13 protein-coding genes are annotated in these 14,070 nt (G+C 73.5%); 2 read left to right on the top strand and 11 right to left on the bottom strand.

Annotation, left to right across the window (positions count from 1 at the left end):
• Positions 1-190 precede the first annotated feature (190 nt).
• The gene (locus IF129_RS08600; protein ID WP_191208925.1) at positions 191-1,354 is read right to left on the bottom strand and encodes a glycerophosphodiester phosphodiesterase; all 1,164 of its coding nucleotides are present in this window, start codon (positions 1,352-1,354) and stop codon (positions 191-193) included.
• A 258-nt stretch (positions 1,355-1,612) separates the two neighbouring features.
• On the opposite strand from IF129_RS08600, the gene IF129_RS08595 reads away from it, so the two are divergent.
• The gene (locus tag IF129_RS08595) at positions 1,613-2,293 is read left to right on the top strand and encodes a lysophospholipid acyltransferase family protein (RefSeq protein WP_191209139.1); all 681 of its coding nucleotides are present in this window, start codon (positions 1,613-1,615) and stop codon (positions 2,291-2,293) included.
• Positions 2,294-2,305: 12 nt separating this feature from the next.
• Here the strand turns inward: IF129_RS08595 and IF129_RS08590 are convergent, their stop codons facing one another.
• The 5 genes from IF129_RS08590 to IF129_RS08570 all read right to left on the bottom strand — a co-directional run bounded on the left by IF129_RS08590 (position 2,306) and on the right by IF129_RS08570 (position 8,278).
• The gene (locus tag IF129_RS08590; protein ID WP_191208924.1) at positions 2,306-3,856 is read right to left on the bottom strand and encodes an MFS transporter; all 1,551 of its coding nucleotides are present in this window, start codon (positions 3,854-3,856) and stop codon (positions 2,306-2,308) included.
• Complete coding sequence (locus tag IF129_RS08585) at positions 3,853-4,404, bottom strand: TetR/AcrR family transcriptional regulator (RefSeq protein ID WP_191208923.1); 552 nt, start codon at positions 4,402-4,404, stop codon at positions 3,853-3,855. Before IF129_RS08585 ends, IF129_RS08590 begins: the two co-directional genes overlap by 4 nt.
• A gap of 97 nt (positions 4,405-4,501) precedes the next feature.
• Positions 4,502-5,473 (bottom strand): aldo/keto reductase, encoded by a 972-nt coding sequence (locus IF129_RS08580; protein ID WP_191208922.1) that lies wholly within the window; start codon positions 5,471-5,473, stop codon positions 4,502-4,504.
• A gap of 67 nt (positions 5,474-5,540) precedes the next feature.
• Positions 5,541-6,983, bottom strand: a complete 1,443-nt coding sequence (gene argH, locus IF129_RS08575) for an argininosuccinate lyase (protein ID WP_191208921.1) — start codon at positions 6,981-6,983, stop codon at positions 5,541-5,543.
• A gap of 98 nt (positions 6,984-7,081) precedes the next feature.
• Positions 7,082-8,278: an argininosuccinate synthase gene (locus IF129_RS08570; RefSeq protein ID WP_191208920.1), complete on the bottom strand. Its 1,197-nt coding sequence runs from the start codon at positions 8,276-8,278 to the stop codon at positions 7,082-7,084.
• 165 nt (positions 8,279-8,443) lie between these two features.
• Here IF129_RS08570 and IF129_RS08565 point away from each other — a divergent pair, with 165 nt between their 5' ends.
• On the top strand, positions 8,444-9,049 hold the full coding sequence (locus IF129_RS08565) for a pyridoxamine 5'-phosphate oxidase family protein (RefSeq protein WP_191208919.1): 606 nt from the start codon (positions 8,444-8,446) through the stop codon (positions 9,047-9,049).
• A gap of 51 nt (positions 9,050-9,100) precedes the next feature.
• On the opposite strand, the gene IF129_RS08560 is transcribed toward IF129_RS08565, so the two are convergent.
• The 5 genes from IF129_RS08560 to argC are packed head-to-tail and all read right to left on the bottom strand — an operon-like array spanning position 9,101 to position 13,986.
• Positions 9,101-9,628, bottom strand: a complete 528-nt coding sequence (locus IF129_RS08560) for an arginine repressor (RefSeq protein WP_191209138.1) — start codon at positions 9,626-9,628, stop codon at positions 9,101-9,103.
• 14 nt (positions 9,629-9,642) lie between these two features.
• Complete coding sequence (locus tag IF129_RS08555) at positions 9,643-10,899, bottom strand: acetylornithine transaminase (RefSeq protein ID WP_191208918.1); 1,257 nt, start codon at positions 10,897-10,899, stop codon at positions 9,643-9,645.
• The gene (argB, locus tag IF129_RS08550) at positions 10,896-11,795 is read right to left on the bottom strand and encodes an acetylglutamate kinase (RefSeq protein ID WP_191208917.1); all 900 of its coding nucleotides are present in this window, start codon (positions 11,793-11,795) and stop codon (positions 10,896-10,898) included. Before argB ends, IF129_RS08555 begins: the two co-directional genes overlap by 4 nt.
• 5 nt (positions 11,796-11,800) lie before the next feature.
• Positions 11,801-12,952, bottom strand: coding sequence for a bifunctional glutamate N-acetyltransferase/amino-acid acetyltransferase ArgJ (gene argJ, locus IF129_RS08545; RefSeq protein WP_191208916.1), 1,152 nt, complete (start codon positions 12,950-12,952; stop codon positions 11,801-11,803).
• A complete protein-coding gene (gene argC, locus IF129_RS08540; RefSeq protein WP_191208915.1) occupies positions 12,949-13,986 on the bottom strand; it encodes an N-acetyl-gamma-glutamyl-phosphate reductase in 1,038 nt (345 codons plus the stop codon). The genes argJ and argC overlap by 4 nt, the downstream gene beginning before the upstream one ends.
• Positions 13,987-14,070 lie beyond the last annotated feature (84 nt).

Genomic DNA, 14,070 nt, shown 5'->3' with positions numbered 1-14,070 from the left:
CCGGTTGTCTCTCGCACCCTTCCCCCCTGACCGGGTTCTCCAACCTCCGTCCAGAGCATTCTGCGCAGACATCCCAGGCAGCGGGAACGCCGCGGCAGCCAAGTCGCCTGTGAGATTCCCGACCCGCCTGCGATTCACCGGATCGGCCCGGTGTTCCGGTGCGGTACCGGCCCGCACCGGAACGGGCCGGTCAGCCGCGCCCGCGCCGGACGTCGTCGGCCGCCAGCAGGGCGGTGTCGGGGTGGTCGGTGAAGAGGCCGTCGATCCCCGTCCCGAAGTAGGTGCGCAGGGCCCCGAACGCGTCGCCGTAGGCGCCCGGGTCGGTGCCGCGACGGAAGTCGGCGGGGAGGAAGGCGTTCTCGTTGCGCATGGTGTAGGGGTGCAGCACCAGCCCGCGCGCGTGGGCGTCCCGCACCAGGGTCGTCGGGTCCCCGAGGCTCCCGTCCGGGCGGCGGGGCAGGATCAGGTCCAGCGTCGGCCCGATGCCCCGGGCGAACGAGGCGATCCAGTCGAGCCCCTCGGGCGTCACGAGGTCGGCGACGGTGCGCGGGTCGTCCGCCTCCACGAAGTCCCACGGCCGGGAGCCGGCCGAGGACAGCAGGACGACGCCGGGGGTGTCCACCAGCCGGGCCATGCGCCGGATGCTGCCGGGCTCGAAGGACTGGACGAACACCGGCGCGCTCCGGCGGTGCAGCCGGTGCGCCCGCAGCAGCCGGGCCAGCCGCTCCTCCAGCCCGAGCCCGAGCGCCCGGAAGTAGCTGGGGTGCTTGGTCTCGACGTGCAGCCAGACGGTGCGCCGCCGCCGACGGCCCTCCGCCTCGGCCCAGTCGAGCACCTCGGCGAACGTGGGCACCTCCCAACGGCCGTCGTAGAGGGTGTTGTCGGGCCGCCGCTCGGGGATGCGCTCGGTCGCGCGCAGCGTCTTCAGCTCCCGGAGGGTGAAGTCCTCGGTGAACCAGCCCGTGAACTCCCGGCCGTCCACGGTCTTCGTGGTCCGGCGGTCGGCGAACTCCGGGTGGTCGGCGACGTCGGTGGTGCCGCCGATCTCGTTCTCGTGCCGGCACACGAGGTGGCCGTCCCGGGTGGGCACGAGGTCCTGCTCGATCACGTCCGCGCCCATGTCGAGCGCCAGTCGGTAGGCGCCGAACGTGTGCTCCGGGCGGTAGCCGCTGGCTCCCCGGTGGGCGATGACGGCGGGTACCGGCAGCCGGTCCGGCCCGCGTCCCCGGGACCCCTCGGGCCGGGCGGTGGCCGCCGCGGCGGGGCCCGCCGCGCCGATCGCGGCAGCGCCGGCCGCCCCCAGTACCGTCGCGCCCAGGAGCGCCCTGCGCCCGGGCCGCTGCACGTCTTCCATGGAACCTCCTCGGTGGCGCGGGGAGCGCGCACGGCGAACCCGGCACCCGTCCCCGGCAGATGACGCGCCGAAGCGTAGACGCGGCGTGGTGGCCGGAGGGAGACGGCGTGCGGAACACGGCGGAAACACCGGGACGTTACCGTCGAGCGGTGCGGCGGCGCGGGTTACCCGGTGGTTCGCGGGCCCCCGGCGCCCGATATCGTCGTGAACGCGCCCGGCGGCGCAGACCGATCCCACCCACCGGAGGCTGAACCCGTGATGCGCCGTTTCGTCCTGATCCGGGCGGTACTCGGACCGTTCCTGCGCCTGTTCTTCCGCCCGCGCATCGAGGGTGCGGAGCGTATCCCGGGCACGGGTCCGGTGATCCTCGCGGGCAACCACCTGACGTTCATCGACTCGATGATCCTGCCGCTGGTCACCGAGCGTCAGGTGTTCTTCATCGGCAAGGACGAGTACGTCACCGGCACGAGCCTCAAGGGGCGGCTGATGGCGTGGTTCTTCACCGGCTGCGGCATGATCCCCGTCGACCGGGACGGCGGCCGGGGCGGCGTGGCGGCCCTGATGACGGGCCGCCGGGTGCTGGAGCAGGGCAACGTCTTCGGCATCTACCCCGAGGGCACCCGCTCCCCCGACGGCCGCCTCTACCGGGGCCGGACGGGCATCGCCCGGCTGGCGCTGATGACGGGCGCCCCGGTCGTGCCGTTCGCGATGATCGGCACCGACCGGGTGCAGCCGGGCGGCAGCGGACTGCCCCGCGTCGGTCCCGGGCTGCGGATCACCGTGCGGTTCGGCGAGCCGCTGGACTTCTCCCGCTACGAGGGCATGGACCGCGACCGCTACGTGCTGCGCGCGGTGACCGACGAGGTCATGAGCGAGGTCATGCGGCTGTCCGGCCAGGAGTACGTCGACATCTACGCGACCAAGGCCAAGGCGGCCTGAGCAGCCGGCGCGTCACTCCCGCTCGGGGGCGTCGCCCAGGCGCTGGCCGCGCAGCAGCCACCAGGCGGCGGCCGCCGCCGTGAGCAGCACCAGCGAACCGGCGCCGGCGGCGGTCCGCAGCCCCTCGGTGAAGCCCTCCTGCGCCGCGGACAGCAGTCGGCCGCCCAACGGCTCCGGCAGGGTGCCCGCCGTCTCCACCGCCGCACCCAGCGACTCGCGTGCCCCGGCGGCGTCCTGGGCCGGAACCCCGGCGGGGACGGTGAAGTCCCGGTAGAGCCCGGTCACCACGGAGCCCAGGAGCGCGATGCCGAGCGCCGTCCCCAGCTCGTACGCCGTCTCCGAGACGGCCGAGGCCGCCCCGGCCTCCTCCTCGGGCACGCTGGAGAGGATGACATCGGCGGTCACCGTGAACGCCAGCCCGGCCCCGATGCCGACGACGAGCAGGACCGACCCGAGCAGCCAGTACTCCGTGGTGGCGTCCAGCCACACGCAGGCGCCCAGCGCCAGGCCGACGGCCGCGAGTCCGCCGCTGACCGCGCCGCGCACGGAGGTGCCCCTGGCCACCCGCCCGGCCAGCAGCCCGGCGGCCACCGCGCCCAGGGCGGCGGGGAGTTCGGCGAGCCCCGCCTGGAGCGGCGAGCGGCCCTGCACCATCTGGAGGAACTGGGAGAGGAAGAAGATCAGCCCGGACAGGCCCAGGATCGTCAGCAGGTCGGCGAGGACGGCGCCGGAGAACCCGCGCCGGCGGAAGAGGCGCATGTCGAGCAGCGGGGACGGCAGCCGGAGCTGACGGCGGACGAAGGCGGCCAGCGCCAGGGCGCCGACCGCGCCGGCCAGGGCGGCGTACCGGTCGGGTCCGTGGGCGGCGGTCTCCTTGATCGCGTAGACGACGCCGACGAGCCCCACCATCGACAGTCCCACGCTCGGCAGGTCCCACGGCCCGGGGTCGGGGTTCTTGGACTCGGGCAGCACCCTGGCTCCGACCAGCACGAGCACGGCCATCACCGGGAGGTTGATGAGGAACACCGAGCCCCACCAGAAGTGCTCCAGGAGGAAGCCCCCGACGACGGGCCCGACGGCCGCGCCGGCCGAGGCCATCGCCCCCCAGATGCCGACCGCGAGGCTGCGTTCGCGCGGGTCGTGGAAGAGGTTGCGGATCAGCGCGAGGGTGGCGGGCATGAGCGTGGCCCCGGCGACGCCGAGGAGCGCGCGCCAGAGGATCATCGCCTCCGGGCTGTGGGCGTAGGCGTTGAGCACGGAGAGGGCGCCGAACGCCGCCGCACCGGCGAGCAGCAGCCGCTTGCGGCCGACGCGGTCGCCGAGACCGCCCATGGAGACGAGCAGCCCGGCGATGACGAACGAGTAGACGTCGCCGATCCACAGCAGCTGGGTGCCCGAGGGCCGCAGGTCCTCGCTGAGGAAGGGCGTCGCCAGCGCGAGCACGGTGGCGTCGATGGCGACGAGGAGCACGGCGAGGGCGAGGACGGCGAGGGCGAGCCAGCGCCCCGGGCCGGCTGCTCGGCCGCCCGCGGGCCGGGCGGCGGCGGTGGACCGCGCGGTCATCGGGCACTCCGTTCCAGCGCGCCGCCGAGCAGGAGCTCGGCGACGACGCGGGAGGCGTCCCTGCGGGCCAGCCGACCGTCCTGGACGCTCCAGCCCGAGGCGGCGACGAGGGCGAACAGCGCGTCGACGAGCCAGGCGGTGGACAGGTCACCGCGCAGGACGCCCTCCTCCCGGCCCCGCTTCAGGAGCGCGCCCACCCGGGCGTCGACGCGCGCCCATCCGGCGACCATCGGGTCGCTCTCGTAGAGCTCGTTCTCGCCGTAGAGGAAGGCCAGGAACCCGGCGACGGCCGTGGCCTCGTCGATGAGTCGGCGCAGCGCTTCGGCCGGGTCGCCCTCGTCGATGCGGGCGGCGTCCAGACCCTCCTCGATCTGCCGGATCCCGAGCTCGCCGAGGGCCGCGACGAGCGCCTCGCGCCCGGCGAAGTGCCGGTGCAGCGTGGCACGGCTGATGCCGGCGGAGCGGGCGATCTCGTCCATGGACGCCGTGGCCCGGCGGGACAGCAGTTCGGCGGCGGCCTTGAGGATCTGTTCACGGGGGACGGACATGAGACAACGGTAGCGCAGGTGAGACATTGATGTCTCATTCGGGGCACTGACGTCTCAATCCGTGGCAGCGGTACGGCCGACCCGGTGTCCGTGCCGGTCAGTTCCAGGGCAGTTCGGCACGGCGGCGCCAGTACGCCTCCGGTTCCTCGATGAGCTCGGCGAGCGCCTCGGTGTGCTCCTCGCCGAGCTCGACGGTGACCGCGTGCAGATTGGTGAACAACTGCTCGGCGGTGGCGGCGCCGGAGAGGACGACGAACGCCCACGGGCGGCCCAGCACGGCGGCCAGCGCGACGGCGTCGCAGCCCGCGTCCAGCTCCCCCGCGATCCGGCGCAGCGGCTCCGGCGCCCGCTCCCCGGCGAGCCGGCCGTTGGCCACCGCCTCCTTGACGATCACCGTGAGCCCGGCGTCGTGGGCCTCGACGAGCGCCGGACCGGCGGAGGGCTCCAACAGGTTGTAGGTGGCCTGCACCGAGCGGAACAGCGGCTCGCCCGCGACCCGCACCTCCAGCGCCGCGCGGATGGCGCGGGCCTGCTCCGGGCCGCTGGTGGAGAAGCCGACCGACACCCCCTCCTCCGCGAGCCGCGCCAGGTGCGCGTGCAGGGTCGTGTCGGTCAGGGCCGGACTGTCGGGCGTCAGGGAGTGGATCTGGTAGAGGTCGAGGTGGTCGCCGAGCAGATCGCGGGTCTCCGCGCGCTGCGTCTCGTACATCGCCAGGCTGTGTTCCTTGACCTCGTGCACGTCCGCCCGGGTGCGCCAGTTCGCGGTGTACGCGTAGCCCCACTTGCTGCCGATCACCAGGTCGTCGGCCTCGGGGTGGGCGTCCAGCCAGGAGCCCAGGAACTCCTCGGCGCGGCCGTAGGACCGCGCCGTGTCGATGTAGCGCACCCCCTGCGCGTACGCGGCGTCCAGCAGCTCGTGCGTGCGCTCCCGCAGGGCCTCGACGCTGCGCTCGGCCGGGAGGTCGGCCTCCCGGCCGAGGTTGAGGTAACCGGGACGGCCCACCGCCGCAAGGCCCAGCCCGATGTGGGCGGTGGGTGTGGTCGCGGTGGCCAGACGGGCGAACGGCATCGCGGGCTCCCTGCACGGTCCGGGCGGCGGTCCTCGAAGCGACCACCGTACCCAGACCGGCCGGTGCTCACCCCTTGGCGCTCGCCCACTCGCGCTGCTTCACCAGATCGGCCTTCACCTCGGCGAGCTGCGCCGCGACCGCCGCCGGGGCGGTGCCGCCCCGGCCGCCGCGCGAGGCGAGCGCGCCCGGCACGTTCAGCACGCCGCGGACCTCGGGCGTCAGGTGCGGGGAGATGGCGGCGAACTGCTCGTCGGTCAGCTCCTCCAGCTCGATCCCGACGCGCTCGCACTCCTTGACGCACGCCCCCGCCACCTCGTGCGCGACGCGGAAGGGCACGCCCCGCCGCACGAGCCACTCGGCGATGTCGGTCGCCAGCGAGAAGCCGGCCGGGGCCAGCTCCGCCATCCGCTCCCGGTTGACCGTCAGCGTGGCCATCATGCCGGTGAAGGCGGGCAGCAGGACCTCCAGCTGGTCGCAGGAGTCGAAGACGGGCTCCTTGTCCTCCTGGAGGTCGCGGTTGTAGGCGAGCGGCAGGGCCTTCAGCGTGGCCAGCAACCCCGTCAGGTTGCCGATGAGCCGGCCCGACTTGCCCCGCGCCAGCTCCGCGATGTCGGGGTTCTTCTTCTGCGGCATGATCGACGAGCCGGTCGAGAAGGCGTCGTGCAGGGTCACGAAGGAGAACTCCTTCGTGTTCCAGATGATGACCTCCTCGGCGATGCGGGAGAGGTCGACCCCGATCATCGCGGTGATGAAGGCGAACTCGGCGACGAAGTCGCGGGAGGCCGTGCCGTCGATGGAGTTGGCCGCCGAGCCGTGCTCGAAGCCGAGGTCGGCCGCGACGGCCTCCGGGTCGAGCCCGAGCGAGGAACCGGCCAGCGCGCCGGAGCCGTAGGGCGAGACGGCGGTGCGGGCGTCCCACTGGCGCAGCCGCTCGGCGTCGCGGCCCAGTGCCTGGACGTGGGCGAGCACGTGGTGGGCGAAGAGCACCGGCTGCGCGTGCTGGAGGTGGGTGCGGCCGGGCATCGCGACGTCCGGGTGCGCCTCGGCGAGTCCGGTCAGCGCCTCCTGGAGGTCGGTGATCAGCCCGCCGATGATCCGGGCGTGGTCGCGCAGGTACATGCGGAAGAGCGTGGCGACCTGGTCGTTGCGGGAGCGCCCGGCGCGCAGCTTGCCGCCGAGGTCGGGGCCGAGCCGCTCCAGCAGGCCGCGTTCCAGCGCGGTGTGCACGTCCTCGTCGGCGACCGTACCGGTGAACGAGCCGTCGGCGACGTCCGCCTCCAGCCGGTCCAGGCCGGCGAGCATGCGCTCCAGCTCCTCGGCCGTGAGCAGTCCGGCGGTGTGCAGCACCCGGGCGTGGGCCCGGGAGCCGGCGATGTCGTAGGGGGCGAGCCGCCAGTCGAAGTGCACGGAGGCGCTGAGCCTGGCCAGCGCCTCGGAGGGGCCGTCGGCGAAGCGTCCGCCCCACAGCCGCACGTCGCCGCCCTCGGCCTGCTCGACTCCGTTGGTCATCGCTTGGGTGCTCCTACTCGTGCGTGCTCGTGAAAGCCGCCGCCCCGCCCGTCACGGGGCGGGGCGGCGGGGGTCGCCCGGGGTCGTACGGGCGCAGGCTACTGCGCGAGGTCCCGCTTCGCGGCGATCTTGCTCGACATGCCGAAGAGCTCGATGAAGCCCTTGGACAGCGACTGGTCGAAGGTGTCGCCGGAGTCGTAGGTGGCGAGGTTGAAGTCGTACAGCGACGCCTCGGAGCGCCGTCCGGTGACGACGGCCCGGCCGCCGTGCAGCGTCATCCGGACATCGCCGCTGACGTGGGCGTTGGCCTCGTCGATGAAGCCGTCCAGCGCCCGCTTGAGCGGGGAGAACCACAGGCCGTCGTAGACCAGCTCGCCCCACCGCTGCTCGACCTGCCGCTTGTAGCGCGCCAGCTCCCGCTCGACGGTGACGTTCTCCAGCTCCTGGTGGGCGGTGATCAGCGCGATGGCGCCGGGCGCCTCGTAGACCTCGCGCGACTTGATGCCCACCAGCCGGTCCTCGACCATGTCGATCCGGCCGATCCCCTGGGCCCCGGCCCGCTCGTTGAGCTGCTGGACGGCCTGGAGCACGGTCACGGGCCTGCCGTCGAGGGCGACGGGGACGCCCTCCTTGAAGGTGATGACCACCTCGTCGGCCTCCCGGGCGGCGGCCGGGTTCTCCGTGTACTCGTAGACGTCCTCGATCGGGGCGTTCCAGATGTCCTCCAGGAAGCCGGTCTCCACGGCGCGCCCGAAGACGTTCTGGTCGATCGAGTAGGGGGACTTCTTCGTCGTCGCGATGGGGAGGTTCTTCTGCTCGCAGAAGGCGATCGCCTTGTCCCGGGTCATCGCGTAGTCCCGGACGGGGGCGATACAGGTGAGGTCGGGGGCGAGGGAGGAGATGCCGGCCTCGAAGCGCACCTGGTCGTTGCCCTTGCCGGTGCAGCCGTGGGCGACGGTGGTGGCGCCGTGCTTCCTCGCGGCGGCCACCAGGTGCTTGACGATGACGGGCCGGGAGAGGGCGGAGACGAGGGGGTACCGGTCCATGTAGAGGGCGTTGGCCTTCACCGCCGGCAGGCAGTACTCGTCGGCGAACTCGTCCTTGGCGTCCGCGACCTCGGCCTCAACCGCCCCGCAGGCGAGCGCGCGCTTGCGGATGACGTCCAGGTCCTCCCCGCCCTGGCCGACGTCCACGGCGACGGCGATGACCTCGGCCCCGGTCTCCTCCGCGATCCATCCGATGCAGACGGAGGTGTCCAGGCCGCCGGAGTAGGCGAGTACGACGCGCTCGGTCACGGGGTTCTCCTAACGATCCATACGGCGACTGGTATAAGTATGCATCCCGTCGCATGGTTCGTCAACGCGGTCGTGGTTTGGCGCGCTCAGGCCCGGGGTAGGACCGCGCTTCCACCACCGATTTCGGGTGGTGCCGGCCGGTCCGGATGATGTTGAATGCGCCGCATGGGTCAAAGCCACGAACGCATCGACGGCAGGCTACGGGCCTTCATCGAGGAGCAGCCCGTCTTCTTCACCGCCACCGCGCCCCTCGCGGCCGACGGCACGGTCAACCTCTCCCCCAAGGGGCTGCGCGGGTCGTTCGCCGTCCTGGACGCCCACACGGTCGCCTACCTCGACTACGCGGGCAGCAACGCCGAGACCGTCGCCCACCTGCGCGAGAACGGCAGGATCACGCTGATGTGGTGCGCCTTCACCGGCCCGCCGAACATCGTCCGCGTGCACGGGCGCGGCGAACCCGTCTTCCGGGACGACCCCCGCTTCCCCGGACTGCTCGCCCGCTTCCCGGACGCGGACGGCGCCCCGCACGGCCTGCGCGCCGTCATCGTCGTCACCGCCGAGCACATCCGCGACACCTGCGGATACGCCGTGCCGTTCATGACCTACGACGAGGACCGGTCCCTGCACCGCTCCCGCTTCGAGCGGGAGACGGACGAGACGCTGAACGCCTACTTCCAGCGGAAGCCGGACATCCCCACGAGCCTGGACGGGCTGCCGGGCCTCCCCCTGCCCCTGCCGCCGCTGCCGTCGGCGCCCCCGGCCGCGCCGTAGCCCCACCGCCCGGCCGCGCCGCGTCACCCGGTGGCGGGCGGACCCCGCGCCCTAGCGGTGGCGCTGGGCCAGGGTCAGGAGGTGGTCCGCGAGGGCCTGGCCGCCGTCGGGCGCGCGGCTGATGAGCAGGAGCGTGTCGTCACCGGCGATGGTGCCGATGATCTCGTGCACGCCCGCCTGGTCGATGGCCGAGGCCAGGAACTGCGCGGCGCCGGGCGGCGTGCGCAGGACGACGAGGTTGGCCGACGCCTCGGCGGAGATCATCAGCTCCCCCGCCAGCCGCGCCATGCGTCCCTCGGTCGCCGACTCCCCGAGCGGGGCGCGGGGCGTGCGGTCACCGCCCTCGCCGGGCACGGCGTAGATCAGCTCACCGCCGGTGTTGCGGATCTTCACCGCCCCCAGCTCGTCCAGGTCGCGGGAGAGCGTGGCCTGGGTGACGGACAGGCCGTCGTCGGCGAGCAGCTTGGCGAGCTGGCTCTGCGACCGGACGGCCTGCCGTCCGAGGATGTCCACGATCCGGCGGTGCCGGGCCGTGCGCGTCTGCGGCACGGCCGGTCCGCTGAGGGGCTCCTCGGTCATCGTCACTCTCCGGCTCATCGGGCTGATCGTGCGGGGTCCGCGGCGTCCAGGACGGCGGGGAGCGCCCGTACGAGGGCGTCCACCTCGTCCTCCGAGATGATCAGCGGCGGCGCCAGCCGGACGACGTCCGGGGCGACGGCGTTCACCAGGAAGCCCGCGTCCTGAGCCGCCTGTTGGGCCCGGGCGGCGACGGGCTCGGTGAGCACGATACCCAGCAGCAGCCCGGCGCCGCGGACCCGGTCGATCAAAGGATGCCCCAAAGCCCAGATGGCGTCCCGCAGTTGGGAGCCGACCCGGTGGACGTGGGCGAGCAGCCCGTCGGCCGCGATCGTCTCCAGGACCGCCAGTCCGGCCGCGCAGGCGACGGGGTTGCCGCCGAAGGTGGAGCCGTGCTGGCCGGGCGTCAGCAGCCCGGCCGCGTCGCCGAACGCGAGGGTGGCGCCGAGGGGAAGGCCCGCACCCAGGCCCTTGGCCAGGGTGATGACGTCCGGCTCGACGCCCTGGGCCTGGCCGGCGAACCAGTGCCCGGTCCGGCCGATGCCGGTCTGGATCTCGTCGACCACCAGCAGCGTGCCGGTCGCCCGGGTGATCTCCCGCGCGGCGGCGAGGTAGCCCTCGGGCGGAACGACGACGCCGTTCTCCCCCTGGACCGGCTCGACGACGAACAGCGCCGTCTCCTCGGTGACGGCCGCCCGCAGCGCCTCCACGTCGCCGTAGGGGACGTGGGTGACGTCGCCGGGCAGCGGCCGGAACGGATCCTGCTTCTGCGGCTGACCGGTCAGGGCGAGCGCCCCCATGGTGCGGCCGTGGAAGCCGCCCTCGGTGGCGACCATGTGCGTGCGCCCGGTGCGGCGTCCGATCTTGACGGCCGCCTCGACCGCCTCGGCGCCCGAGTTGGCGAAGTAGACGGCGCCGGGGCGGCCGGCCAGCTCCAGGAGCCGTTCGGCGAGGGCGACCGTCGGCTCGGCGATGAAGAGGTTCGAGACGTGCGCGAGCGTGGCGACCTGGTCGGAGACGGCGCGCACGACGGCGGGGTGGCCGGTACCGAGGGACGTGACGGCGATGCCGCCGACGAAGTCCAGGTACTCCTTGCCGTCGGCGTCCCAGAGCCGGGCGCCCTCGCCGTGCGTCAGGGGGATGCGGGGCGTGCCGTAGTTGTCCATGAGGGCGCCCTGCCAGCGCCGCGTCAGGGCGGCGTTCCCGGTGCCGGGTCCGCTCCCGGGCCCGGCACCGGTGACGCCGCCCGTCGTGTCGATCGCGCCGGTGGTCATGCGTGCTCCCCCTCGTCGGGCACCACCATGGTGCCGATTCCCTCGTCCGTGAAGATCTCCAGCAGGATGGCGTGCTGGACCCGCCCGTCGATGACCCGGGCCGTCCGCACACCCTGGCGCACGGCGTGCAGGCAGCCCTCCATCTTGGGCACCATGCCGCTGGCCAGGTCGGGCAGCAGCTTCTCCAGCTCGCTGACGGTGAGCCGGCTGATGACGTCGTCGCTGCGGGGCCAGTCCGCGTACAGGCCCTCGACGTCGGTGAGGACCATCAGCGTCTCCGCGCCGAGTGCGGCGGCCAGCGCGGCGGCGGCCGTGTCGGCGTTGACGTTGTAGACGTGCTCGTCGTCCGCGCTGCGGGCGATGGAGGAGATGACCGGGATGCGGCCGTCGTCCAGCAGGGCCCGGACGGCGCCCGGTTCGACGGCCGACACGTCGCCGACGCGGCCGATGTCCACCCGCTCGCCGTCGACGTCCGCCCAGCGCTTGGTGGCGGTCATGAGGTGGGCGTCCTCGCCGGTCATGCCCACGGCCAGCGGCCCGTGCTGGTTGAGCAGGCCGACCAGCTCGCGCTGGACCTGCCCGGCCAGCACCATGCGGACGACGTCCATGGTCTCCGGTGTCGTCACCCGCAGCCCGGCCTTGAACTCGGAGGTGAGACCGAGCCGGTCGAGCTGGGCGCTGATCTGGGGGCCGCCGCCGTGGACGACGACGGGGCGCAGCCCGGCGTGGCGGAGGAAGACGACGTCCTGGGCGAAGGCCGCCTTGAGCTCCTCGTCGACCATGGCGTTGCCGCCGAACTTGATGACGACCGTCTTGCCGTGGTGCCGGGTGAGCCAGGGCAGCGCCTCGATGAGCGTGCGGGCCTTCGGCAGGGCGGTGTGCTGACGCGTGCTCATGACCCTCATGTCGAGTAGGCGCTGTTCTCGTGGACGTAGTCGGCGGTCAGGTCGTTGGTCCACACGACGGCGGAGTGCGGCCCGGCGGCCAGGTCGGCGGTGATGCGGACCTCGCGGTACCGCATGTCGACCCGTTCGCGGTCCTCACCGACGGAACCCTTCTTGCAGACCCAGACGCCGTTGATGGCGACGTTGAGCTCGTCGGGCTCGAAGGTGGCGGACGTCGTGCCGATGGCGGACAGCACCCGGCCCCAGTTCGGGTCCTCACCGTGGAGGGCGCACTTGAGGAGGTTGTTGCGCGCGATCGACCGGGCGACGTCGACGGCCTCGTCCTCGTCGGCGGCGTTCACCACCTCGATGCGGATGTCCTTGGAGGCGCCTTCGGCGTCCCGGACGAGCTGCTGGGCCAGGTCGTCGCAGACGGCGCGGACGGCCTCGGCGAACTCCGGCGCCCCGGGAACGACGCCGGAGGCGCCGGAGGCGAGCAGCAGCACCGTGTCGTTGGTGGACATGCAGCCGTCGGAGTCGACCCGGTCGAAGGTGGTGCGGGTGGCGGCGCGGAGCGCGGTGTCGAGGTCGGCGGCCGGGACGTCGGCGTCGGTGGTGAGGACGACGAGCATCGTGGCCAGGCCCGGTGCGAGCATGCCCGCCCCCTTGGCCATGCCCCCGACCGTCCAGCCGGGGCCCTCCACGACGGCCGTCTTGTGCACGGTGTCGGTCGTCTTGATGGCGATGGCGGCCTTCTCGCCGCCGTGCGGGGAGAGCGCCTCCGCCGCCGTGGCGATCCCGGGCAGCAGCCGGTCCATCGGCAGCCGCAGGCCGATCAGCCCGGTGGAGGCGACGGCGACCTCGGCCGCGCTGACCCCCAGGACCTCGGCCGCCTTCTCGGCGGTCGCGTGGGTGTCCTGGAAGCCGAGCGGGCCGGTGCAGGCGTTGGCACCGCCGGAGTTGAGGACGACGGCGGAGACCTGCCCGCCGCCGAGCACCTGCTGCGACCACAGCACCGGGGCGGCCTTGACCCGGTTGCCGGTGAAGACGCCCGCCGCGGCCAGGCGTGGGCCGGTGTTGACCACGAGCGCCACGTCGGGGGCGCCGCTGTCCTTGAGCCCGGCGGCGACGCCCGCCGCCGTGAACCCCTTGGCCGCCGTCACGCTCATGGTGCGACTCCGTTCGTGGTGAGTCCCAGCTCCTCGGGCAGTCCGAGGGCGATGTTCATGCTCTGCACCGCGCCGCCGGCGGTGCCCTTGGTGAGGTTGTCGAGGGCGGAGACGACGACGACACGTCCGGCGGCCTCGTCCAGCGCGACCTGGAGCAGCACCGTGTTCGCGCCGTACACGTGGGCGGTGGACGGCCACCGGTCCTGCGGCAGCAGCCGGACGAACGGCTCGTCGGCGAGGGCCTTCGCGTACGCCTCGCGCAGCCCCCGCGCGGTGACGCCGGGCCGCGCCTTCGCCGAGCAGGTCGCGAGGATGCCGCGCGGCATCGGGGCGAGGGTGGGGGTGAAGGAGACCGTGACCGCTTCGCCGGCCACGGCGGAGAGGTTCTGCGTCATCTCCGGGGTGTGCCGGTGGACGCCGCCGACGCCGTAGGGGCTCATCGCGCCCATGACCTCGCTGCCGAGCAGGTGCGGCTTGAGCGCCTTGCCCGCCCCCGAGGTGCCGGTCGCCGCGACGACGACGGCCTCCGGCTCGGTGAGCCCGGCCGCGTAGGCGGGGAAGAGGGCGAGGCTGACGGCCGTCGGATAGCAGCCGGGGACGGCGATCCGACGGGCGCCGCGCAGCCGGTCCCGGGCGCCGGGCAGCTCGGGCAGGCCGTACGGCCACGTTCCGGCGTGCGGGGTACCGTAGAAGCGCTGCCAGGCGTCGGGGTCGGTGAGCCGGAAGTCGGCGCCGCAGTCCACGATCAGCGGGCCGTCGGCCGCGGGGCCGAGCTGCCGCGCCACGGCGGCCGACTCGCCGTGCGGCAGGGCGAGGAAGACCACGTCGTGCCCGGCCAGCGCCTCGGCCGTGGTGGGCTCCAGGCGGCGGTCGGCCAGCGGGCCGAGCTGCGGCTGGAGCTCACCCAGCTCCCGCCCCGCGTTGGAGTTCCCGGTCAGGGCCCCGACGTGCACGTCGGGGTGCTGGAGCAGCAGCCGCAGGAGCTCCCCTCCCGCGTACCCGCTCGCCCCCGCCACTGCCGCGCTGATCGCCATCGTTCCTCCTCCTCGATGGCATGACTATACGAAACAGCACAGTTTTATGCAATGGCGATGCGCGGTCCCGGCCGCCTGAGACAC

Origin of the sequence: Streptomyces chumphonensis (assembly GCF_014779715.1) — a bacterium.
GTDB lineage: Bacteria > Actinomycetota > Actinomycetes > Streptomycetales > Streptomycetaceae > Streptomyces > Streptomyces chumphonensis.
Note: the sequence above shows the minus strand (reverse complement) of the source record. Positions and strands in the feature narration are given on the sequence as shown.

Excerpts from the sequence above, each read along its gene's own strand:
- IF129_RS08600 (WP_191208925.1), bottom strand. The coding sequence starts at position 1,354 with ATGGAAGACGTGCAGCGGCCCGGGCGCAGGGCGCTCCTGGGCGCGACG.
- IF129_RS08595 (WP_191209139.1), top strand. The coding sequence starts at position 1,613 with ATGCGCCGTTTCGTCCTGATCCGGGCGGTACTCGGACCGTTCCTGCGC.
- IF129_RS08590 (WP_191208924.1), bottom strand. The coding sequence starts at position 3,856 with ATGACCGCGCGGTCCACCGCCGCCGCCCGGCCCGCGGGCGGCCGAGCA.
- IF129_RS08585 (WP_191208923.1), bottom strand. The coding sequence starts at position 4,404 with ATGTCCGTCCCCCGTGAACAGATCCTCAAGGCCGCCGCCGAACTGCTG.
- IF129_RS08580 (WP_191208922.1), bottom strand. The coding sequence starts at position 5,473 with ATGCCGTTCGCCCGTCTGGCCACCGCGACCACACCCACCGCCCACATC.
- argH (WP_191208921.1), bottom strand. The coding sequence starts at position 6,983 with ATGACCAACGGAGTCGAGCAGGCCGAGGGCGGCGACGTGCGGCTGTGG.
- IF129_RS08565 (WP_191208919.1), top strand. The coding sequence starts at position 8,444 with ATGGGTCAAAGCCACGAACGCATCGACGGCAGGCTACGGGCCTTCATC.
- IF129_RS08560 (WP_191209138.1), bottom strand. The coding sequence starts at position 9,628 with ATGACCGAGGAGCCCCTCAGCGGACCGGCCGTGCCGCAGACGCGCACG.
- IF129_RS08555 (WP_191208918.1), bottom strand. The coding sequence starts at position 10,899 with ATGACCACCGGCGCGATCGACACGACGGGCGGCGTCACCGGTGCCGGG.
- argB (WP_191208917.1), bottom strand. The coding sequence starts at position 11,795 with ATGAGCACGCGTCAGCACACCGCCCTGCCGAAGGCCCGCACGCTCATC.
- argJ (WP_191208916.1), bottom strand. The coding sequence starts at position 12,952 with ATGAGCGTGACGGCGGCCAAGGGGTTCACGGCGGCGGGCGTCGCCGCC.
- argC (WP_191208915.1), bottom strand. The coding sequence starts at position 13,986 with ATGGCGATCAGCGCGGCAGTGGCGGGGGCGAGCGGGTACGCGGGAGGG.